The sequence below is a fragment of the Pseudomonas tritici genome (genome assembly GCF_014268275.3).
GTDB classification, from domain to species: domain Bacteria; phylum Pseudomonadota; class Gammaproteobacteria; order Pseudomonadales; family Pseudomonadaceae; genus Aquipseudomonas; species Aquipseudomonas tritici.
The window spans coordinates 1500026-1521190 of the sequence record NZ_CP077084.1; the positions used below are offsets into that span (position 1 = coordinate 1500026).

11 protein-coding genes are annotated in these 21165 nt (G+C 62.7%); 6 read left to right on the forward strand and 5 right to left on the reverse strand.

The window, feature by feature from the left end:
• Positions 1–3 precede the first annotated feature (3 nt).
• Positions 4–630: a Pr6Pr family membrane protein gene (locus tag HU722_RS06635; RefSeq protein WP_186752321.1), complete on the forward strand. Its 627-nt coding sequence runs from the start codon at positions 4–6 to the stop codon at positions 628–630.
• 131 nt (positions 631–761) lie between these two features.
• Here HU722_RS06635 and HU722_RS06640 read toward each other — a convergent pair whose 3' ends face one another.
• Complete coding sequence (locus HU722_RS06640; protein ID WP_065872562.1) at positions 762–1529, reverse strand: siderophore-interacting protein; 768 nt, start codon at positions 1527–1529, stop codon at positions 762–764.
• Positions 1526–2065 (reverse strand): PadR family transcriptional regulator, encoded by a 540-nt coding sequence (locus HU722_RS06645; protein ID WP_186752320.1) that lies wholly within the window; start codon positions 2063–2065, stop codon positions 1526–1528. The genes HU722_RS06640 and HU722_RS06645 overlap by 4 nt, the downstream gene beginning before the upstream one ends.
• A 489-nt stretch (positions 2066–2554) precedes the next feature.
• Here HU722_RS06645 and HU722_RS06650 point away from each other — a divergent pair, with 489 nt between their 5' ends.
• The 5 genes from HU722_RS06650 to HU722_RS06670 all read left to right on the forward strand — a co-directional run bounded on the left by HU722_RS06650 (position 2555) and on the right by HU722_RS06670 (position 8138).
• Complete coding sequence (locus HU722_RS06650) at positions 2555–3055, forward strand: CS1 type fimbrial major subunit (protein WP_065872560.1); 501 nt, start codon at positions 2555–2557, stop codon at positions 3053–3055.
• Positions 3056–3158: 103 nt separating this feature from the next.
• Positions 3159–5669: a TcfC E-set like domain-containing protein gene (locus HU722_RS06655; protein ID WP_065872559.1), complete on the forward strand. Its 2511-nt coding sequence runs from the start codon at positions 3159–3161 to the stop codon at positions 5667–5669.
• 3 nt (positions 5670–5672) lie between these two features.
• Positions 5673–6416, forward strand: coding sequence for a pilus assembly protein (locus HU722_RS06660; RefSeq protein ID WP_065872558.1), 744 nt, complete (start codon positions 5673–5675; stop codon positions 6414–6416).
• 5 nt (positions 6417–6421) lie between these two features.
• Positions 6422–6901 (forward strand): CS1 type fimbrial major subunit, encoded by a 480-nt coding sequence (locus HU722_RS06665; protein ID WP_065872574.1) that lies wholly within the window; start codon positions 6422–6424, stop codon positions 6899–6901.
• A 13-nt stretch (positions 6902–6914) separates the two neighbouring features.
• Positions 6915–8138: a hypothetical protein gene (locus HU722_RS06670; RefSeq protein ID WP_225930679.1), complete on the forward strand. Its 1224-nt coding sequence runs from the start codon at positions 6915–6917 to the stop codon at positions 8136–8138.
• A 43-nt stretch (positions 8139–8181) separates the two neighbouring features.
• Here the strand turns inward: HU722_RS06670 and HU722_RS06675 are convergent, their stop codons facing one another.
• Genes HU722_RS06675 through HU722_RS06685 form a run of 3 tightly spaced genes read right to left on the reverse strand, consistent with a single transcriptional unit; the run spans position 8182 to position 21153 of the window.
• Complete coding sequence (locus tag HU722_RS06675; RefSeq protein ID WP_186752319.1) at positions 8182–12996, reverse strand: NEL-type E3 ubiquitin ligase domain-containing protein; 4815 nt, start codon at positions 12994–12996, stop codon at positions 8182–8184.
• A gap of 60 nt (positions 12997–13056) precedes the next feature.
• Positions 13057–17997 (reverse strand): NEL-type E3 ubiquitin ligase domain-containing protein, encoded by a 4941-nt coding sequence (locus tag HU722_RS06680; RefSeq protein WP_186752318.1) that lies wholly within the window; start codon positions 17995–17997, stop codon positions 13057–13059.
• A gap of 36 nt (positions 17998–18033) precedes the next feature.
• Positions 18034–21153: a transglycosylase domain-containing protein gene (locus tag HU722_RS06685; protein ID WP_065880115.1), complete on the reverse strand. Its 3120-nt coding sequence runs from the start codon at positions 21151–21153 to the stop codon at positions 18034–18036.
• Between the last annotated feature and the right edge of the window lie 12 nt (positions 21154–21165).

Genomic DNA, 21165 nt, shown 5'->3' on the forward strand with positions numbered 1-21165 from the left:
CCCATGAAGCGGTTCGTGGCAGCAGCGGCGCTGGCCGGTTGGACGGGGCTGGCGATCCAGCAATACCTGATTTTCTATTCGCGCTGGGAGTCGGGCGCCAGCCTGATGGGCGGGTTGGTCAACTTTTTCAGCTTCTTCACCGTGCTCACCAACACCCTGGCGGTGGTGGTGTTGAGCTATGCGTGGGTGAATCGCGATTGCGCAGCGAAGCGGTTTTTTCTCGGGCCCAAGGTCAGCAGCGGCATCGCCGTGAGCATCGTGGTAGTGGGCCTGGCCTATAACCTGCTGCTGCGGCACCTGTGGCAGCCTGAAGGTTTCCAGTTTATTGCTGACGAGTTGCTGCACGACGTGATGCCGGTGCTGTTTTTTATCTACTGGTGGCGATGTGTGCCCAAGGGCAGCTTGCACGTCAGGCACATTGCGGCTTGGGTGATTTACCCGCTGGTGTATTTTGGCTATGCGCTGCTGCGGGGGGATTTGCTCGGGCAGTATCAGTACCCGTTCATTGATGTGGGGACCCTCGGTTACCCACAGGTGTTTGTGAATGCCGGGGGGATTTTGGCGGGGTTTGTGCTGATTGCATTAATGGTGGTGGGGCTCGACAGGTTTCTGAGGCCACCACAAATCTAATGTGGGAGCCGGGCTTGCCCGCGATGGCGGAGCGTCAGTCGATGAATCTGTCGACAGATGCACCGCTATCGCAGCGATGCGGCGCCCGACAAGCCAGCTCCCACATTTGATCTTTAGTGTGTTCGAGGGGGTTACTCGTCTTCGCTGCCCTCGGCGCGCCAGTAACCCACGGCCTTGAGGTGTTCCTCATTGACCTTGTGCGTGTCCAGCAGCACTCGCCGTACCCGGCGCGACAACTTGGTTTCGGTCGCCACGAAGCTGTACAGCGAACCGCTCGGCAGCGTCAGGTTCTGTACGGTGTCGAGCAGATCGTCCTGGCCACGCACCACCCATTTCACCTGCACATCGGCGGCACTTTGCAGTGCTTGTTGCTCCGCCGCATTGGCGATCTCAATCACGGCCAACACCTTGCGGCCCGCCGGCAGTTCTTCCAGGCGTCGCGCAATGGCAGGCAGGGCGGTTTCATCGCCGATCAACAGGTAGCTGTCGAAAATATCCGGCACGATCATCGAGCCCCGTGGCCCGCCGATGTACAGGTGCTGGCCGACCTGCACCTGCTCGGCCCAGGTGGATGCAGGCCCATCGCCGTGCAGCACGAAGTCGATATCCAGTTCGCCAATGCTCAGGTCAAAGCGCCGTGGCGTGTAGTCGCGCATGGCCGGTTGCGGGCCGTCGCCCTTGATGCTGAAGCTCGGGCTTTCCAGCGCGGCCTGTTCAGCGGCGTTCTGCGGGAACAGCAGCTTGATGTGATCGTCACTGCCCAGGCTGATAAAGCCCGCCAGTTCAGGGCCGCCCAGGGTGATGCGGCGCATGCGTGGGGTGATATCAACCACACGCAGCACCTCGAGGCGACGACGTTTGATTTCGTGGGTAACGCGATGGATGGCTTGAGTATTCATTCTGCTTTCCCGTCGGCAATGGCTTGGGCGGCGCCGTTGAGCAGCGCCGCGACACGAAGAATTTCTTCCGGGCTCCAACGCCCGTGGTGCGAATGCAGGGCATGACGCAGGTTATGCACCGCCTCGTGGATTTCCGCTGGGCGGTCGTGGCCGCGCAGTGAACGCTTGCTTACGTCGATGCGCATGCGAATGCCGTCCAGGGCCACCGCCTGCTCGCTTAAGAAGAGACGACCGGCGTCGGTGATTGTGTAGCGTTTTTTCCCGCCCTCGGCGTCACCCGTGATCAATTCGCTCTCTTCGAGGAAGGTCAAGGTCGGGTAGATCACGCCGGGGCTGGGGGAGTAGGCGCCGTCAAACAGGCCTTCGATCTGACGGATCAGGTCGTAGCCGTGGCAGGGCTGTGCGGCGATCAACGCCGGCAGCAACAGCTTCAAATCGCCCGGTGCGAAGACCCGCGGGCCACGGCTACTGCGTTCGCGGCCGGGGCGTTTGTCGAAGCCGTCACGGTCATGATGATGGGGGTGATGTTCTCTCATTTTCTCTGCTCTGCGCTTTTGCAAGATACAACGTAAGATATATCTTTGCTTAAGGGCAAGCGCGTCTGACCAACGGTCAACCCCTTTCGGCTGGCAGGATTCGAGCAGTGTTCTATTAATTAAAATAACGACTCGATTAATCAGCGACATGCCTTACAGCGATTGAAGTGACAGAGACGTTTCGAACTAGAGCGCCGTGTAATATGGTTCTTACAGTTAATCGCTCTTCATAAATTAATCGAAGTAGTCTTTGCCTTACAGTTGAATGAAAAGTTTTGGCAAAAGGCCATCTTTTTCCTATGGCAAATAATTTGTTTGGCTACAGCAACTAAGGAAGTGCCCTGCTTACCTACAAGGATGGCCTTTGGATACTTGTTTGCGTTGATCGAGCCATGGGTTCGTTCAATGCAAGTAGTTGGAAAGCACGAACCCCAATGACGCTTTTCATCGCTTCTAAAACCTATACGTTTAGAAAACAGGTATTCAGCCATGCTTAAGAAAATTGCCGTCGCAGCACCCCTGGTCGCGGCCGTATTGAGTTCCTCCATGGCCTTTGCTGCCGATGACGCGCGTTCGTCGATCAACATCAAGGCGACCATTCCCACCAAGCAGTTCCATGCCCAGCCTCGCGACCCGAACTTCGGTAAGGACGAGACCATGAACTACAACGTGGTCAGCGGTGAACTGAGTTCCCTGCGCGCCACCTATGACGTCAAGAACACCGACGGTTCGGTACACGCCTACATCGAGGGCGGCCCCACGTCGGCCGCGCTGTACAACGGTAGCGACAGCATTGCGCTGACCAATACCTTCAACGGTGTCGTGCTCACCGCCACCCCTCAGGAGGTGGTCGACGACCCTCAATCCACCCCCGGTACCCAGGCTGACCTGGTGATTACGCCGGCCAAGCCGGCGGATACCCAGAACGGTCTCTACACCGCCCAATACACGGTGATCTTCGATGCCGTGCCACGTGCTCCGGCGCCTTAACGGCCCGGTGCAAGAGACTCTGGCTTGCGCCGGAGCTTGATCAAAGGTCGGTGGCCTGTCCTGGCCGCCGACCCGATTGAAGGTATAAGCGAGTATTCCGTTCATGTTCTCTATGACGCCGATTGCGGGTGCGCTCGCGCTAGTGTTTTGCGCCACTGCCCTGGCCGCGCCGACGGCACCGGGTTCTTTGCCTGGTAGCCTGTTATCGCAGTCCAAGGGGTTACCCACCGACTTTGAACAACACTTTTTCGATGTGCCCCTGGCCGTACGGGTTGAACTGGATCAGCAGTTCCTTGGCGAGGCCCTGATTGTATTGGGGCGCGACGATCGTATTACCCTGCTGGAGTTCACCGACACCGAAGACAGCAACTACGCCGCCAGCGAGCGCGACACGTGGGAGCAACTTCTGCAACAAGGCATGGCCCTTGGCAGTTGCGAAGGTCGCTGCCCATCGCAGCTACTGGCCGTGCACTACAGCCTGGAAAACTCTCTGGTCTCGATTCTTACGCAAAACGTGGAACGCAGCGTCGAGATCAAGAAATATTACGACCAGCCCGAAGACGGCAGCTTCGGGCTGATCATTAATAACCAACTCAACCTCAACGGTGGCCAGGACCAGGCCGTCGGCGGACGCTACGGCCTCGCCGCCAGCGCCAGTGTCGGCAACTGGACCCAGGCGCTCAACCTGCAACTGTCGCGCTTCGGCGGCACCGACACCACGCTCTACCACGCCGTGCACGAACTCTATAGCCAGCGCGAACTGGACGGCCACTTCCTGCGCGTGGGCTATTTCACCCCAGGCTCCGACGGCCTTACCCGGCAAATCCGCAACTTCGGCAACACCCCGGACACAGCCGTGGGCCTGATGTTCGGCAGCTCCGACAGCCTGCTGATCAACAACCCCAAGCCCAGCGTCTATCCAATCTACGTCACCGCCAGCCGCCAGGCCTCGGTGGAGATCTACCGCAATGGCTTGCTTATCAACAGCCAACCGGTGGCTGCCGGCCTGCAAACCCTTGACACCCGGCCCTTGCCCGGCGGTATCTACGAAGTGGAAGTGCGCCTGGTGGAAGATGGCCTCACCACCGCCACCACCCAGGAGCTGGTGTACAAGCCCAACAATTGGCGCAACGCCGACGAGCGCTGGCGCTACAACAGCTTTGTCGGGCGTGAGACCAAACTGTTGAGTAACTGGGACGAGCAGCCAACCGGCGACTGGACCTACGGCGCCGGCCTCAACTACCTGGCGCACCCGCGCGTGATCCTCGGCCTGTCCACTCGCAAGGTGCGCGAGGCCATGCAGTTCGGTACCTCCATCGACTGGACCCTGGCCAACAGCACGAGCCTCTACGCCAACGTCTACCAGACCCAGGATCACGGCACCGGTCTTGACCTGCAAGGCCTATATAGCTACGGGCATGGCACCGTCGTGCTCAGCCACAACCGCAGCTGGCTCGACACCCGCCGCACCTACGAGATGTTGCCCGACGGTACACGGTTGCGGCCGCGCACGGCGTTTATCGGCCAGACCAGCAACTCGTCGCTGTCGGTCAACCATCGCCTGAGCAACAAGAGTTCGATCAACTCGCGACTGTCCTACAGCCAGGGCAATATTGAAGGCGTGGGCCTGGACCTGGGCTGGAACCTGCGCAGCAGCCTGCTCGGTAGCGACGCCAACTGGCGCTTCTCGGTATTCGATCGCCCGGCGACGTCTACCACCGGCGACCGGCGCAATCGCGGCATCGACATCAGCGTCAGCCTGGCCCTGGGCGGGCCCGGCGAGCAGTGGTCCGCCAGCCTCGGTACCCGCACCGCCCGCGACGGCGGCCGCGATAACAACGGCTCGCTGACCTACCAGAAAAGCTTTAAAGACCACGTGCTGCAAAGCGTCTCGGCCACGGCGATTGCCGATACCTACGGCGTGGGGTTATCCGGGCGCGGCAGTTTCCAGACCGAGGCGATGTCGGGCGATGCCTTCGTGCAGCGCTCCTCGTTCAACGATCAGCTCAGCGGCGGCCTGAACCTCTCCAGCACCCTGGCTGTCGGCGGGCAGAAAGCCGTGCTCAGCAGCCAGTACCCCAACGGCGGTGCCGGGATGATCGTCGACGTGGACACCGACATCGACGACATCACCCTGCGTGCCGATGACTTGAGCGGTGGCAGCACCACCTTGCGTCCGGGCCGCAACTACGTACCCATCACGGCCTATCGCAGCAGCACCCTGAGCTTCGACTTCGATGGTAACCACCCACCCGCCGCCAGCATCCAACCGGTGCGCAGCCCCTACCACCTGAACAAAGGCGGGGTGGGCTACCGCAAGATCAGCGTGATCAAGACCGTCACCGTGCTCGGCCGCTTGATCGACGGCCAGGGCAACCCGCTCAAGGGCCACCACGTGATCAACCACGCCAGCCGTGGGGTCAGCGAAGTCGACGGGTTCTTCTCCATGGAAATGAACGCCAGCTCGCCCACCCTCGAAGTGCGCTACGCCAACCAATTGCTCTGCCAGTTCCGTCTGGAACCCAGCCAGGCACGCCTGGAAAGCGACGTGCTGATGATCGGCGATCTGCGCTGCACCCCAGACACCCTGGCCACAACCTATGCAGGATTTTGAAACATGAAACCATCAGTGATATACGCGTTCTGGCTGTGCTGCCTGTTGCCGCTCGGCGCCCAGGCCGGGCCGCAGATCAACGTCGGGGTGGTCTATGACTACCTGGACGGAGCCAAGAGCACCTATATGAAACGCGTGTTCAACGGCGGCACCTCCACTGCGTTCGTCAAGGTCAACATCCTCGAGATGATCTACGCCGCCGACGGCAGCTACCGCGAGGTGCCGGTGCAGACCCAGGCCGGCGCCACCGTGCGCGACGGCCTGATGGCCAGCCCCGCACGGCTGATCGTGCCGGCCAACGGCACCCAGGGCACGCGTCTGTTGTTCATGGGCAATCGTGACAAGGAGCGCATGTTCCGCGTGCGCTTCGTACCGGTGGTGCCCGAGACCGAAGATGAGTTCGCCGTCAGCGAACAGGAGCGCGCTGACTACAAGCAAAGCCTGTCCGCCGGGGTCAAGGTATTGGCCGGCTACGGCACGGTGTTTTTCGTGCGGCCCAAAAACACGCGTTTCCAGAGCGTGATCCAGAACGACGCAAAGCGCTGGCAACTGCGCAACAACGGCAACAGCGTGGTCGTGGTGGACGAGTTCAAGGACTGCCGGGCCGACAGCCTCGACTGCCGGCCCACCACCAAGCACCACATCATGGTCGGGCGCTCGTTTGGCTTTGATAAACAGGCCGGGCGCGAATACCGCTTCAACCTGATCGAAGGCAACGACACACGCCATATCGAGATCGAAGGGTGACCGGCATGTTCAACAGACTGACGTGCGCTGCCCTGGCTGTGGCATGCCTGCAACCGCTGCAGGCCGCCGTCGAACGGGAAACCTTCGAAGTGTTCGCCGAAATTCCCAGCCAAGACTTTTACGTGCTGCCCATGGACCCGCAGCTGGTGCACCGCGAAAACCCGCTGCACTACAACCCGGTGTCGTCCGAACTGAGCCCGTTGCGGGCCGAATACGAGGTGAAAAATATCGGCGGCTCTATCGAAGCGCGGCTTGAGCAGATGCCCTCCCTGTCCAACGGTACTGATCGCATCGACCTGCAGGTGCGCTTCAACAACCAGCCCCTGGGGCTCACGTCGGTCGAAGTGGTCTCGGCTGCCGAGGCCAAGCCTGGCAGGCGCGTGGCCCTGGATATCCGTGCGATCAAGCCCGACGATGATTACCGCGCGGGCCATTATTTCGGCACGGTGCAGATGGTGTTTGACGCCATTGCGCCGCGCCTGTGAAGGATATTCCGTCATGAGCAATAGAGTGTTTTTACCCGCCACATTGGCTTTGATGCTGAGCCTTTCATGCGCCACCGCCGAGGCGGCGGTGCAGCACATCACCGCCGCGTTCCGTCCGGACCCGAGCAACCCTGGCCACAATATTTTCGTTAACACCACTCCGGAAAGCGGCGTGTGCCCGGGGCATATTCCGCTACTGTGCAAAGCGCTTGGCATCTTCACGATCCGCACCACGGATATCACCGCGCAGTCCAACGGGCCCATCGTGGCCAACCACCCCAGCCCGCGCCAAGGGGCAATGTGGAAGGTGCCCTCGGACTGGCGTGATGTGACGGTGACCCACCGTGGCACGGGCAAGACCGAAGTGGTGCAGATGCGCATAGCCGGCATTGGCCATCGCTGGAACAGCTTGCCCCAGGGCGTGACCGCCTGGCATCCCACCAACTGGGTGGCCCTCTGGCGTGAGGCGCCCAGCCCATGTCAGGGCGTGGGTTATGCGACGGGGTTCACCCACTATGCACTGTTCTTTTGGCTGGTCCCGGAAAACGCCGGCGTGTGCTCCCGGTCGCCGCAGATCACCATCGACAGTTTCAACTACAGCCACACCGAATATGCCTACGCCATGAAGACCCCCAACCCGCTGACCATGGAGGCGGGCGATTACGAAGGCAGTATCACTTACACCCTGGGCCCGGGCGGTGACTTCGATTTCGGCGATGTGATGATGCCCAATGACAACAGCTTGACCTTCAACTTCACCCTGGAAGTCGATCACCACATCAAGGTGGAAATCCCGCCAGGCGGCAACCGCGTGCAACTCGAGCCCCAGGGCGGCTGGCAGGCCTGGCTCAACAGGGGGCGCAAACCCACGCGCCTGTATCGCGACCAACCGCTCAACCTGTGGACCAGTACCCACTTCAAGATGACCCTCGAATGCGGCGAGCCCCTGGGCAACACCTGCGCCTTGCGCAACCCCGCCGGGCATCAAGTGCCGTTGGACGTGGCCGTCACCTTGCCGCCGCACTTGAGCGACAGCGCCGGCCGCCCGATCCAGCGGCGGCCTTTGCTGCTCGATGGCAGCGGCACCGACTTAATCACCCCCAGCGCCTACGTCGACCGTCAACCCAGCACCCTGCACTTCGAGGTCAAGGGCGACGCCGTGGCCGAGATGATCGACCAGGGCAGCGGCAGCCGCTACACCGGGTTGGTCACCGTGACCTGGGATTCAGAGGTCTGACAGACCACCACTATCTAACTAACGCATAACCGCTCCCACATCGCTATATCTCACTTGGCTGCAAGGCCTCATGGGTCAGGCGCCTGGCCAGGGTTTGCTCGCTAGGCTGTGCGTCGGTGAAGCCCTCGGCGAGCAGGCGTTCGTAGGTCTGTGAGCTCATCTCTCGGCCGGTCAGTACTTCGCTGTGGGGCACGTGCAGGGCGTCGGCCAGGCTCAGCAGTTGCGGTTCAAGTGGCGTTCGTTGTTCGGGGGGGGCCGATGCCCATTGTTTCTGCGCAAACAGCAAATCATCCAACCGATCAGTCAGTGCCTCGGCATGCTCGATGCTGGCGCGAAACTGGTCGGCATAGGTGCTGCGCAGGTGCTCGTCCCAGAACGGCTGTTCGAGCATCTTGTCCACCAGCCCGTCGCCGGCCTCCAGTGCCTGCACCGTGGCATAAGCGTTATCCAGCCTGGCGTCGTCGACCTCGGCGGTGGCGCGGTAGGTCATGTGTTCGCTGACCCAAGGCAGGTCCAGGCGCCCCTTGAGCCCGCTTTGGTAGGCCAGGTAGACCTCGACTTCATCCACCGTGCCCGGCAGGCTGTCGACCATCTCGGTGCTGAAACGCAGGCCCTGGCCGCCTTGCGCCACGGGTGTGACGCGTTGGCGGATATCGGCCTGGGCCACTTGGTTGACCAGGTCCAGGCGCGCCTTGCCCTTGGCCAATTCAGCCAGGCGGATATGCAGGTATTCACCTCGTAACAGGCCCCGAGCGGCGAACAATTCCAGCTCGATGCCCATGGCATTGAACACATGGGCCCCGGCGTCGGCGCAGTTGATCGGGTGGCTGTCCATGGCAAACAGTTGCGTGCGCAGCGCCTGGTCCTCTTCGGCCCCGATCAGCAGGCGCCAGACTTTGTTGGTCAGCTCGCGGCGGTGCGCGCGGTATAAGCGTTCGTCCTGTTCGTGCTCAAATGCTTCCGGCTGTTCCAGGCTCTTGATCACTTCGAAGAAACCCTGTGAGCCATGTTCGCGCTCGACGTTGTTCCACATCTCACGTAGCCAGGGTTTGTGCCGCGTGCTTTCGTCCTGCAGCCAGAACGTGATATCGCCCTTGGGTGGATACGTTCGGTACGGGTCCAGGCCGTGGGCCAGGCGATAACTGACCAGGCGCTGTTCGCCTTCCCGGCTCAGTTGGTTACGGTCGATGCGGGCGCGGGCCACTTGTTCCGCCTCCGGTTGCCAGGGCAGAAACTGCGGCACGTCGCTGATCGCGGTGTTTTGCAGGTCGAGGGCGAAGTTGGCCGGGCGCGGTGGGTCAAACAGGCCGATGGGCCATTCACTGATCCCGGTGCCACGCAACGACAGCGCGCGCAGGTGCGGCATGCCAGTGATATCCGGGGCCTGGGTGAGGGCGCGGTTCTGTGCCAGGGATAATTGGCGCAGCTGCCCCATGCCCGCGAGTTGCTCCAGGCTGGCCGCGTTCCACTGGATCGGGTTGTTGTCCAGGCGCAACTGGGTCAGGTAAGGCAGCTCGACCACTGCCTGTGGCAATCGGGTCAGGCCGTTGCTGCGCAGGCTGAGGTAGACCAATTGCGGGAAGTTGGCGATGAAACCGGTGTCTGCGTCGAGCAAGCCGGCGTCGATCAAGTCCAAGTGCTGCACATGAGCGAAGCTGGCGCGCAACCTCGGCAGGTCGCTCAACTGGCCGCCCAGGGTCACGCCTTCGAGACTCAGGCCGATGCCTTCCTCACCGGGATTGAGGTTGTGTTCCCAACTGCGGATCAGCGCCTGGGCCAGGTCGAGACGGCGTTGGGTGGTTTGCGCCGTTGCTTGCTCGAAGGTGCGGTTGACCCAGTTGCTGAGGTCTTCCTGCAAGGCGTGTTTTTCCTGTTCGCGGGCTTCGAACACCAGGCGCTGGGCAGGAGATTCAAGGCCGCTCAGGTAGGCCTCGATATCAGGCTGGGGCGCGAAGGGGTAGAGAGATTTGACCCGGTCTTCCAACGTCGGCGGCAGGTATTCGCTGCTCCATTGCGGCACGCGGTGCATGGGTTTTTGCGTCAGCACCAGAGCGTCCGGCGCGACGTCGGCGCGCAGCGGCGGCTCGGCCAGGACGGTGCGACGCACCTCGGACGGTTGTAGGGTTGCCATCAGCCAGGTTTTTAAGGCAGCGCCGTCGCTTGGGGCAAAACCCAATGCAGTGCGCTGGCGGGCGGACAGGCAGTGGAGCAACGCCTCGTAGAGATCACTGGCGGCGTGCAACGGTTGTTGATCGCCGTCGTACACCTCATACCGCCCGGCATCATTGCGAACCAGAACACGGCGGCGGCTGGCCTGCTGCGGTCCGGCGCTGTAACGCAGTGACCCTTCGGGCGAATGCTGACGGATTTGCAGGTGCAGGTCGCCGAACGCATCGCTGTGCAACTTGAGGGTGTTGAGCAGCATGCGTTCACTGTCCGCGCTCAACGGCCCCTCCTGGTAAAAACTTTCGTAGGCGTGACTGCCCCTGGCCTGCAACAGCCGCTCGCGGGCCAGGTTGCGCAGGCGCAGGGGCAGGCGTTGTTCAGCGTCCATGACCTGGCGTTCGTCGCGGCGCGCATGGCTCAGCACGTCGTCTACCAGGCTTTTGGGGAGCTCGGGAAGCGCCTCGCGTACCAACCTATCGTGTGCGCGGGTGACCTCTTCACTGTTGCGGTAGAGGTAGTCGAATACTGCGCCCTGTTGCCTCGCGAGGTGCGCCGCAAGCTGTTCGCGCAGTGCATCGATCTGCGCCGCGCGGTTTTCGGGCACTGCGCCGAGCATGGCATGGCGCTCGTCGGTGTCGAGAAAATCCACCAGCCGCTCGGGTAACAATCCGGCGTTCAGGTCCTGGCGGCTGATACGCAACACCAGGTCCGCATCCGCCTCGCCAAAGCGTACGCACGGGCCTTCCAACTGCGGGTTTTCATACACCTCAATCGCCTTGGCTGACGGCCAACCCGGTAATTCCCGCGCCAGGTGCGGGCTCCAGTAGGTGGTTTCATCGGCGGCGATGCCGGCGCGGATCTGCTCGGGCAAACGGCGTGCCTGCTGGTCGAGGGCCGCGCGTTTGAGACTGTCGGCCAGCAATGGCGCAATGGCTTTGCGCAGGCTGTAGGCGCCGCGCACTACGTCAATCGAGACGCCGCTGCTGATCAGCGCTTGCCTGCGCTGTGAGGCATCGAGGTCGGGGGCCAGCGCGTGCAGCAGTCGTGGCTCGTCCCAGGCGGCGGCGGTGTCGTTGTGCTGAAGTGTCGGCGAGTAAGCTTCTCGTCGTTCGGGATGCAGGATGCGGTAAAGGCCGTTATCCGCTATGGGTTCCAATGCATAGTGCTCACCCTTCCACGGCAGCAGCGTACGGCCCTGATGGGTGTGCAGCCCACGGCTGTCGGGGGTCGACTCCGCCGGCAGCACGAGATTTTTTTGCGCGTAGGGTTTGAGGTCCGGGTTCCACAGACGCGTCTTGCCATTGACCTCTACCGCCTTGAGTTGATTGACGAAGACCGAGGGAATCAACGCGCCCGCAATCCCGAACGCGCCCAGTTGCACCACATCGCTGACCACCCCAACCAGATGCCCGGCGGCTTCCAGGGCCTGCCCTTCGGCCAGGTCGACCACGCCTTCCACCACTTCATCAAGCAATTGATAGGCGGTGTAGCCCAGCATCACCTCCCCCAGCAGCGGTACAAAAGGCGTAATCACCAGCAACGCGGCATTGAAGATCTCGCTGAGCAGACCGCTGGCGTTGTCCCACCAGGCCCAGCGCGCGCGGCTGTCGGCGTCGGCGGTGGACACGGCCAGGTCGCGGGCGTCATTGAGGATTTTGTTCAGCGCCTGTTGGTAACGGGTGGTCCACAGGTCGCCGCCAATATGCTGGGCGGCGTAGTGCGCAGGTTGATCCAGGCGGCTGGAAAAAAGCCTGCGTTGCGACTGGTCGACAAAGCGGCTGAAGAAGGTGCGGTAGGCCGGTTCGCGCAGACGCGCACTGAGGTCCTGCTTAAAGGCCAGGGTGCTTGGGTACTCCTTGACCGGGCACTGTGGGTCATCGGGGATGTAGGCGATCACCGGCACCACCCTACTGGCGCTGTCCAGGTCGGCGGCGACCAGCAGGATGCCGGTCAACAGGCTGTCCATGATCTGCAAACGGTAGCACTGCATCACCCCGCGTTCGCCCATGATCAGCCGTTGCAGCACATGAAAGCTGGCCGCAGTGATTGCCTTTTGCGCCAGCGCCACGTGCGCGGCGGCGTCGAGCGCGGCCTTCTGGCTGGCGATCACCGAAGCCTGCAATGCCGGCTGTAACAGGGGCGGTTGCAAGTGCGCCTGGTATTGCTTGCCCAGGTCCAGCTCGCGGCACAGGGCGACGAACTGCTCGATGCTCATGCGCTGCTTGAGCGGCTTGATCGTGAAGTGGCCGCGCTGATCGGGCCGGGTGATGTAGCTGGAACTGGCGGTAAAGCGTTCGCGGCTGGCGAAGTTCTGCAGCGCCGCATCCAGCAGCGACACGGTGCGGCTGGTGCTGCCCTTGAGCAGCGTGCCGGACTCGGTATGCAGGAACAGGTAGGTGTCCTTGACGCTGTCGTTGAGGCCATGGCGTGTGTTGAGCGCCTTGGCCAGCAGCGGTTCGGCAAACGCATACAGGTCCTGAAGCGCCTGCAATTGCTGGTCGACGGTATTCTGAGTGCTCCAGGCCTGGGCGTTGGCGCGCTTGAGCTCGGGCGTTGCGCTCGGATGCCAGTGCTCGATGGCCAGTTGGGCGCTGGCCAGCGCTTGGGCGCGTGTCCATGACGTTGTGCGCAGCCAGTCGGGCAGGGTCTGTGTGATCAGTGAGTAATGCGGGCCTTTATCGGGTGGCGACATGGCGGATGACCTGTTATTAAACAAGGTCATCAGCCTAGGGGCGGCAAACACGCCCGGGCGTTAGATAGTTAGGTCGGCCATGGCCAGTGCGCGTCGCGTCAATTGGCGGCGCAAGGCTTTTTGCTCGACGGCCAGGTTTTGCAGCAGGCGGGTGTAGGTGGCGTCGGTCATCGGTGCGCCGGTCAGCACCTCGCTGTGGGGAATGCCCAGGCTGTCGGCGAGGTTTTTCAGGGTTTGACGCAAGGCGACTTTTTCCTCCTCCGGTGCCTGGGGTTTGTTCGCCAGGGTATCCTGGATTTGCTGCAGGTCATCGACCATGCCCGCTTTTTCCTGGAACCGTTCGGCGTTGCGTTGCAGTTCATCGCCGTGGGTGGCGTCCAGGTAGTCGTCCCAGAACGGCACGTCGAGCATCTGGTCCAGCAGGCCGTCGCCTTGTTCGGCGCTGATGATCTGTTGATGGGCGCTGTCGAGCAGGTTTGCCGACACGTCGGCGGTGGCGCGGTAGACCATGTGCTCGGCAAGCCAAGGCAAGTCCAGGCGCTGCTTGAGGCCAGTCTGGTAGGCCAGGTGTACTTGCACTTCATCCACCGTACCGCGTACTCCGTCGAGCACTTCGGTGCTCAGGCGCAGGCCCAGGCCACCGCGCCCGGTCGGTGCCAGACGGCGCCTCACCTCGGCTTCGGCCAGGCGATTGACGTGGTCCAGCCGGGCTTTTTGCCGCGCCAGGTGGGCCAGGTGTGCGGCGAACGTGTCCGCGCTCAACTGCGCCCGGCGCCGGTAGGTTTCGTACACCAGCGTCTCGACGCCGAGGTTATTGAAGATCTGTGCACTGGCATCGGCACAGTTGCCGGGGGTGCCGGCCATGCGGAAAAACTCGCGGCGCAGGCCTTCGTCCTGATGCATCGCGTCGAGCATGCGCCACACATTGGCGCTCAAGCCGGTGCGGTTGGCGATGAACGCGTCGCGGTCACGTTCGGTTTCGACCTGCTCGGGCAGTTGCAGGCTGCGGATCACCTCGAAAAAGCCTTGGGAACCGTGCTCCCGTTCCAGATCGTTCCATTGGTTCTGACGCCAGATACGCTCGCGAGCATCGAAGCCTTGTAGCCAGAAAAAACTGTCCTGCGCGCCGCGCGGTGGATAGGTGCGATAAGGGTCCAGGCCGGCCTCAAGACGGTAACTGACCATGCGTTCCTCGGCGTCCAGGCCCAACTGGTTGCGGTCCAGGCGCGTGCGCGCCACCAGGTCTGCCTCGGGTTGCCAGGGCAAAAACTGCGGCACGTCGTGGACCGGCGCGTTCTGCATATCCAGCACGAAACCGCGTGGTCGCGGGTGATCGAATAAGCCGTTGGGCCAGTCGGTGATAGCGGTATTGCCCAGGTAGAGTTCGCGCAGGTCACGCATGCCGCTGACATCCGGGGCGGTGGTGAGGTTGCGGTTGTGGGACAGGTCGAGGGTTTTCAGTTGGCTGAGGTTTTTCACCTGCTCCAGTTGCGCGGCATCCCAGCGCAACGGGTTGGAGCCTATATCCAGCTGGGTCAGGCGCGGTAGGTTGGCCAGGGCCGGCGGCAATTGGGTGAGGTGGTTGTGGGTCAGATCCAGGGACAACAGGTTGGGAAATAATTGCAGGAACGGCACATTGGCGTCGGTCAAGGCGGTGTTGGGCACGGCCAGGCTGGTGATGTGGCCGAAGTTGCTGCGCAGGGTCGGCATGCGCAGCAGGTTGGGGCCCAGGGGCCAGCCCTCAAGGTCGAGACGACTGCCCACCTGTCGCTCGCCAAGGTCGTCGATGTAGCCGCCTCCGGAGGTTTCCCAACTGCGTTGCAAGGCGCGCGACAGCAGCGAGCGGACCATGCGTTCGGTCTGGCGGCGTTCCGCATCGCCGTCATGGAAGTCGGTGGGGGCCTTGACCCAATGGGCCAGGTCGTCCACCAGGGTCTTTTTCTGTCGCTCCAGATCCTGCAGCACCAGGCGACCTTCAGGGGTTGAAAACGTCTGGGCGCGAGCGTTGACCTGTTCGGCGCGCAGGTGCGGGTAGAGCGCACGTACACGGTCTTCCACGGTCGGCGGGGTGACGCCGAGCATTCGGCTGACCCACCGAAAGCGTTGCAGGGGGATCAGGTTTTCGCCGAGCGGCGCTTGCATCGGCTCATCCAATAGCAGGCGCCGCGGCTCCAGGCTCGCCAGGCGGTCCATCAGCCAATCGCGTAGCTGCGCGCCGTCGGTGAAGGCACGCTGATTCACCTCGGGCAGGCTCTGGAGCAAGGCGCTGTAGAGGTCGCCGGGGGCGGTCAACAGGTTGCCGTCGTGGTCGTGCACCCGGTATTGCGCGTGCTCGTCGCGCACCAACACACGTACTCGTCCGGCCTGCTCGGGCCCGGCCTGGCAGCGTAGTTTGCCGACGCGGCTGTGCTGGCGGATTTCGACGCGTGTGCGGCCAAAGGCATCGCTGTGCAGCTTCAGCGTATTGAGCATCAGCCGTTCGGTGTCGGGAGTGATCGCTTGCGTGGCGTACAGACCTTCATGGGCATGGCTGGCGCGAGCGTCCAAAGCCATGGCGCGGGCCAGGTTTTTCACGCGCAGGGGCAGGTGCTGTTGTGCGGTGATGTGCTCGATCTCGTCCGGGCGTGCCTGCTCGAGCAGGCTGCGCACCAGGGGGGTGGGCACTTCGGGAAACGACGCGCGGATCACTTCGCCTGGTACCGAGCCCGATGCCTGGCTGTTTTCATAGAGGTAGTCGAAGACATCGGGTTGGCGCTGGGCCAGGTTATCGGCAAGGCGATTGCGCAGTGCCTCTATTCGTTGGGCGCGTGGCTCCGGCAGGGTGTTGTCGTCGAGAAAGTCCACCAGTCGCTCGGGCAACAGGCCTTTGTTGAGGTCCTGGTGGCTGATGGCCAAGACCTTGGAGGCGCCGGGATCGCCAAACTCGGTGGCCGTCCCGGTGAGGCTGGGTTCCTGGAACACATTTATCCGATGGCTGGCGGGCCAGCCCGGCAGTTCCAGGGCCATGGCGGGGCTCCAGTAGGTCTCCTCATCGGCGGCGACACCTGTGCGGATGTTCTGCGCCAGGGTGAGCGCCTGTTGGTTGAGGCGCAGGCGGTGCAGGCTGTCTTGCAGCAACGGTGGCGGGGGGCTGTGTTCAGTGTGCATCGCGCATAGGTGTTCGGGTTCGGTGCCACTGTTGCGACTGACCTGAGCCAGTTGTGTGTCGCTGAGGTCGCTGACCGAATGGCCGAGGCGGCGCAGCAGTTTTGCCTCATCCCAGGCTCTGGGATTTTCCGCCTCATGGCTCCACGCGCCTTGGCCGTTGTGCTGCAAGCGGGGTGCGTAGGCATCGCTACGGCGGGGATGAAGAATACGGTAGTCGCCCTCGACGGGGTGTTGTTCAACCTGGTAGTGCGCGTTGTCCAGCGGCAGGATCGTACGGCCCTGCTGTGTGTGCAGGCCCAGGCGGTCGGGGCTCGAGTCCGGCGCCAGGTCGTGATGCACATAGGGCTTGAGGTCAGGGTTCCACAGGCGCTGCCGGCCCTTGACCCACACCGGTTTAAGCTGATTGACGAATAACGACGGCAGGATTTTCCCGGCCGCGGCAAACGCTCCCAGTTGCACCACGCTGCTCACCACCCCGACAAGATGTTGCGCCGCTTCCAGCGCCTGGCCCTCGGCGAGGTCCACCACGCCCTCGACCACTTCATCCAGCAGTTGGTACGCGGTGTAGGCCAGCATGGCTTCGCCGAGCAACGGTACAAAAGGTGTGACCACCAGTAAGGCGGCGTCGAAGATCTCGCTGAGCATCTTGCTGACGTTGTCCCACCAGCGCCAGCGTGCATGGCTGTCGCAGTCGGCGGTGGACACCGCGAGTTCACGGGCATCGTTGAGGATTTTATTCAGGGCTTGCTGGTAGCGCCGGGTCCACAGGTCGCCGTCGATGCGGGTTACGTGGTACTGCAAGATTGGACTGTCCACGGGCGTGTCGCGCCAGGTGGGGCGAGGGTCCGTCACGTCATCCTTGCGATGCCACTTGACCGTGCTCAAGCGCTGCGCCAAGCCACTGAAAAAATGCCCGCGTTGCTGCTGGTCGACAAACTGGCTGAAAAACCGGCGATAGTCCGCATCGCGCAGGCGAGTGGTGAGGTCATTCATCAAGGCCACGGTGTTGGCGTGCTCCTTGACCGGGGTGTGCGGGTCGTGGGGGATGTAGGCCAGCAGATTGACGGCCTCGCGAGCGGTATCCAAGTCGGCGGCGATCAGCAGGATGCCACTGAGGCTGGTATTCATCATGCCCAGCCGATAGAACTGCATCACCCCGCGCTCGCCCTTGAGGGTGCGCTGCAGCAGGTGAAAGCTGGCGGGCGTGATGTGCTGCTGCGCCAGCGCCATGTGCGCAGCGGCGTGCAGGGCGGCTTTTTGGTTGGCAATCACCGATGCTTTCAAGGTGGTTTGCAACAGGTGTCGTTTGAGATGGCGTTGATACTGCGCGCCGATATCCAGGCGGCGGCACAGGGCGGTGAACTGCGCGATGCTGATGCGCGGCTTGAGCTTGAGCACGGTGAAATGCCCACGGGCATCGGGCTGGCTGATGTAGTCGCTGGCGTCGGAGAAACGCTCGCTGCTGGAAAAATTATGCAGGGCCGCGTCCAGCAGCGACACGCTGCGGCTGGTGGCGCCCGGCAGGATGTGGCCTTTGGCACTGACCAGAAACAAGTAGGTCTGACGCACATCGACGTCGATCTGGTAGTGGGTTTTCAACGCCCCGCGCAATAACGGTTCAGCGAAAGCGGGCAGGTCCTGCAGCGCGCTCAATTGCTGGTCGACGGTATTTTGGGTGGTCCAGGCCTGGGCGTTGGCGTGCTTGAGCTCGGCGGCGGCGGTGCTGTACCAGGGCTGGATCGCCAGCGCGGTGCTGCTCAGCGCCTTGGCGCGGGCCTTTGAGGTGTTGAGCAACCATTTGGGCGCGGCCTGCTGGATCAGTTCGACGTGAGGGCTGGTATCGGGTAACGGCATGGCGGATGACCTTGTTGGATGAACGAGGTCATGAGCCTATTGGGCGAGCGTCGGGCCGGGAGTTAGATAGTTAGCGGCCAGCGGCTGGCACAAGGTCTGGCTGCCCGGCTGCAGGTACGGCATGAGGATCGGCGCCATGCCCTTGAGCACCTGCACCGGCAGCGCCGAGGTAAAGGTGAAGTGCTCGGCGCTGCGCCCCGGCACAAACGCAGTGAGCGTGCCGAAGTGATGCTCGCCCAGGTAAAACACAAAGGTCGCGGTGCGGTTGATCGACTTGGAACTGAGAATACGCCCACCAGCACCGACGGCCTCGATGCGGTTATCCCCGGTGCCGGTCTTGCCGCCCATGGCCAACGGCGTGTCGTCGGCCAGTTTGAAACTGCCGGCCACGCGTTTGGCGGTGCCGGCGTCCACCACTTGGGATAAGGCCCCGCGCAGCGCCCGCGCCACTTCCATCGGCATCACGCGCTTGCCGGGGGCGGGGTCGTTGACCAGCCGGGTTTCATAGGGCGTGCCGGCGGCAAAGTGCAGGCTGTCGATGCGCAGCACTTTATCGCGTACGCCGTCGTTGAGAATGATGCCCATCAATTCCGCTAGCGCCGCCGGGCGATCCCCCGAGCTGCCAATCGCCGTGGCCAGCGACGGCACCAGGTGATCGAACGGATAGCCCACCGCCTGCCAGCGCTGGTGAATCTCCAGGAACGCCTCGATCTCCAGCATGGTTCGGATGCGGCTGTCGCGCGCGCCCTGATGGCGGCTCTTGAACAGCCAGCTATAGACCTCTTGGCGCTCGAACTCGCTGGCTTTGACGATCTGGCTGAACGTCGCTTCGGGGTGTTGGAGCAGGTAGCCCAGCATCCACAAGTCCAGAGGGTGGACCTTGGCGATGTAGCCCTGGTCGGGCAAGTCATAGGCGCCGGGGCCGTAGCTCGCATACAGTTTTTGCAGGCGTTCATCGGTCAGTTTGGGGGTGGGTTTGGCGCCGCTCAGGTGCGAGCGCAGGAAACGGTTGAAACTGTCCTGGCTGGCCTCGGGCAGCAGGTAGCGGTGCACGGCCGCCAGGCGGATCGGCGTGGGGTGGATGCTGTCGAGGAACGTCTCGAGCCGCGCCTGGGTGTCTTTTTTCTGGTACTTCTTCCAGAACTTCTGCAGGAAGGTAATGCCCTCGCGATCGGCGAATTTAGCCAAGTATTCCTGGCGGCGCGGGTCGTTGTCGTCCTTGAGTAATTCAGCGCTGTTGTTGGGCCCGGCATAGGTGGTGTAACGCACCACGTCGCGCATCAGGCGAATGAACGGCAGGTTGATCGATTCGCGCAAGGCGTCGCGCAACGTGGGGTTGCGGCCATTGTCCTGGCTGCGAAAGTTATGAAAGGTGTGCAAACCACCGCCGGTGAAAAAGCGTTCGCCGGGGCTGGCCGAGTAGGTCCGGTCGAGGGCGGCGTCGAGCATCTTGCTAAGGCTTTTGTCCGGGGTCTGGGTCAGGTAATCCACGGCCCAGCGGCTCAGGCGGTCCTGGTCGGCGACCTCGGTTTTCTTCAGTTGGGCCGGTGTGCGCGCGGCGTATTGGTCATGCAACTCGGCAATGATTTGCAGGTAGGTGGTGAGCACCCGCAGCTTGGCGGTGGAGCCCAGTTCCAGCTTGCTGCCTTCGTTGATGTCGAAGGGTTGGTCGGTGTTGTCGGTTTGCACCCGTACCCGCGAGCCGTCCGGTGTCAGTTCGAACAAGGTGAAGCTGTAGCGCACCTGGGGCGTGCTGGTCGCGGTGAGCAAGCGTTCGCCCAACAGGCCGATCTGGCGTGCGTAAGCCGGGTCGGCCAGTTGCCTGAGGTAGGCGCTAACCTCGGTTTGTAATTGGCTTTGCAAGGTACTGGTGGCGGACAGGTCGAGGCGGTCGAGGTCGTAGAGCGGGCGCTGAAGCAACCCGGTCAGGCGGCTGCGCGCCGCGCTGATGCCCTTATTGGTCTCGATCGGTTGCACTGTCGGTTGTTGCACCCAGTCCCGGTAAGTGACCTTGCTCGCCAGCGCGGCTTTCAAAAGCTCAGGTTCGATCACGCCATTCTGGGCGAGCAGGCGCAGGTGGCTGTCGGTGAGTTGCGCCAATTCTTCGCGGCCCTTGGCCAGGTAATGGGAAGGGCGGCGCTGGGCGATGATCAACGACAGCACCTGACGTAACGCCAGGCCTTGTTGAGCGCTCACCGGCCCCAGCAGCGCCTGGTTGACCTGGTTGAAATCGGCGCCGTACCACACCCGCAAACCCTCGGCCATACCGTGCACTTCGCCGTGCCCGGGGACTGCCGACAATGGCACGCTGTTGAGGTAGTCGCGCAGGATGTTCTGCCGTGCGGCGAGGGTGTCCGGCCCGTCGTGGTAGGCGCGCACGGCGGCGGAGAACATCTGCCGCAGCTTCTCGCCACCGGACAGGGTCAGGCCATCCGGCGAGTGGCGGTATTTTTCCAACTGGGTCGCGAGCGTGCTGCCGCCGGCGCTTTGGCCGGGCAAATGCAGCACTTTGGCAACTTGCGACCACGCCGCCTTGGCAAAGCGTGGCCAGTCTACCGCCGGGTTGGCCTGGGGTTGGGCGGGGTCGAGCAGGTCGCGGTTTTCGATAAACAGCAGGCTGTTGCTCACCAGCGGCGGGATCACGGCAAAACTGGCGTACAGCTGCTGTGGGTAGTTGTATTGATACAGCGGCACGGCGCGGCAGTCGGTGATGGACAGCCCGGCCTGAATCTTTTCCGCGTAGGGCACAAACAGGCCCTTGGCGCTGTAGTCCATCAAGGCCGGGGAAAAGCGCGCCTGGGCCTCGATCACATAACCGCGCTTGAGCAGGCGCGGCAGGAAGCTGTCGAGGTCGCTGTAGCCCAGGCGGCGGTCGAACGGGCCGGCGCCGGGGTAGGCGATGGTATCGCTGGGGCCGGGCTCGACCTGGTAGGTGAGGCTGCGGGCCAAACGGCTGAGTTCCTGGGCTTGCAGGCGCGAGGTGCGCACCTCCTTGGCGGCAGCAAACCCCAGGGCAATAAGCCCCATCAGCACGATCAGCCAGAACAGCCGGCGACCGTAACGGGGCCTGGGGGTATTTTTCGGTGACGGCGCTGGGTCCGAACTGCCGTGTACTTTCGCAGCCTTGGTCGATTCGGTTTGCCACAGTGCGCCCATAGTCGATTGATC

Coding starts and splice junctions, on each gene's coding strand:
- HU722_RS06655 (WP_065872559.1), top strand. CDS start 3,159: ATGTTCTCTATGACGCCGATTGCGGGTGCGCTCGCGCTAGTGTTTTGC.
- HU722_RS06640 (WP_065872562.1), bottom strand. CDS start 1,529: ATGAATACTCAAGCCATCCATCGCGTTACCCACGAAATCAAACGTCGT.
- HU722_RS06680 (WP_186752318.1), bottom strand. CDS start 17,997: ATGCCGTTACCCGATACCAGCCCTCACGTCGAACTGATCCAGCAGGCC.
- HU722_RS06670 (WP_225930679.1), top strand. CDS start 6,915: ATGAGCAATAGAGTGTTTTTACCCGCCACATTGGCTTTGATGCTGAGC.
- HU722_RS06635 (WP_186752321.1), top strand. CDS start 4: ATGAAGCGGTTCGTGGCAGCAGCGGCGCTGGCCGGTTGGACGGGGCTG.
- HU722_RS06650 (WP_065872560.1), top strand. CDS start 2,555: ATGCTTAAGAAAATTGCCGTCGCAGCACCCCTGGTCGCGGCCGTATTG.
- HU722_RS06675 (WP_186752319.1), bottom strand. CDS start 12,996: ATGTCGCCACCCGATAAAGGCCCGCATTACTCACTGATCACACAGACC.
- HU722_RS06660 (WP_065872558.1), top strand. CDS start 5,673: ATGAAACCATCAGTGATATACGCGTTCTGGCTGTGCTGCCTGTTGCCG.
- HU722_RS06665 (WP_065872574.1), top strand. CDS start 6,422: ATGTTCAACAGACTGACGTGCGCTGCCCTGGCTGTGGCATGCCTGCAA.
- HU722_RS06645 (WP_186752320.1), bottom strand. CDS start 2,065: ATGAGAGAACATCACCCCCATCATCATGACCGTGACGGCTTCGACAAA.
- HU722_RS06685 (WP_065880115.1), bottom strand. CDS start 21,153: ATGGGCGCACTGTGGCAAACCGAATCGACCAAGGCTGCGAAAGTACAC.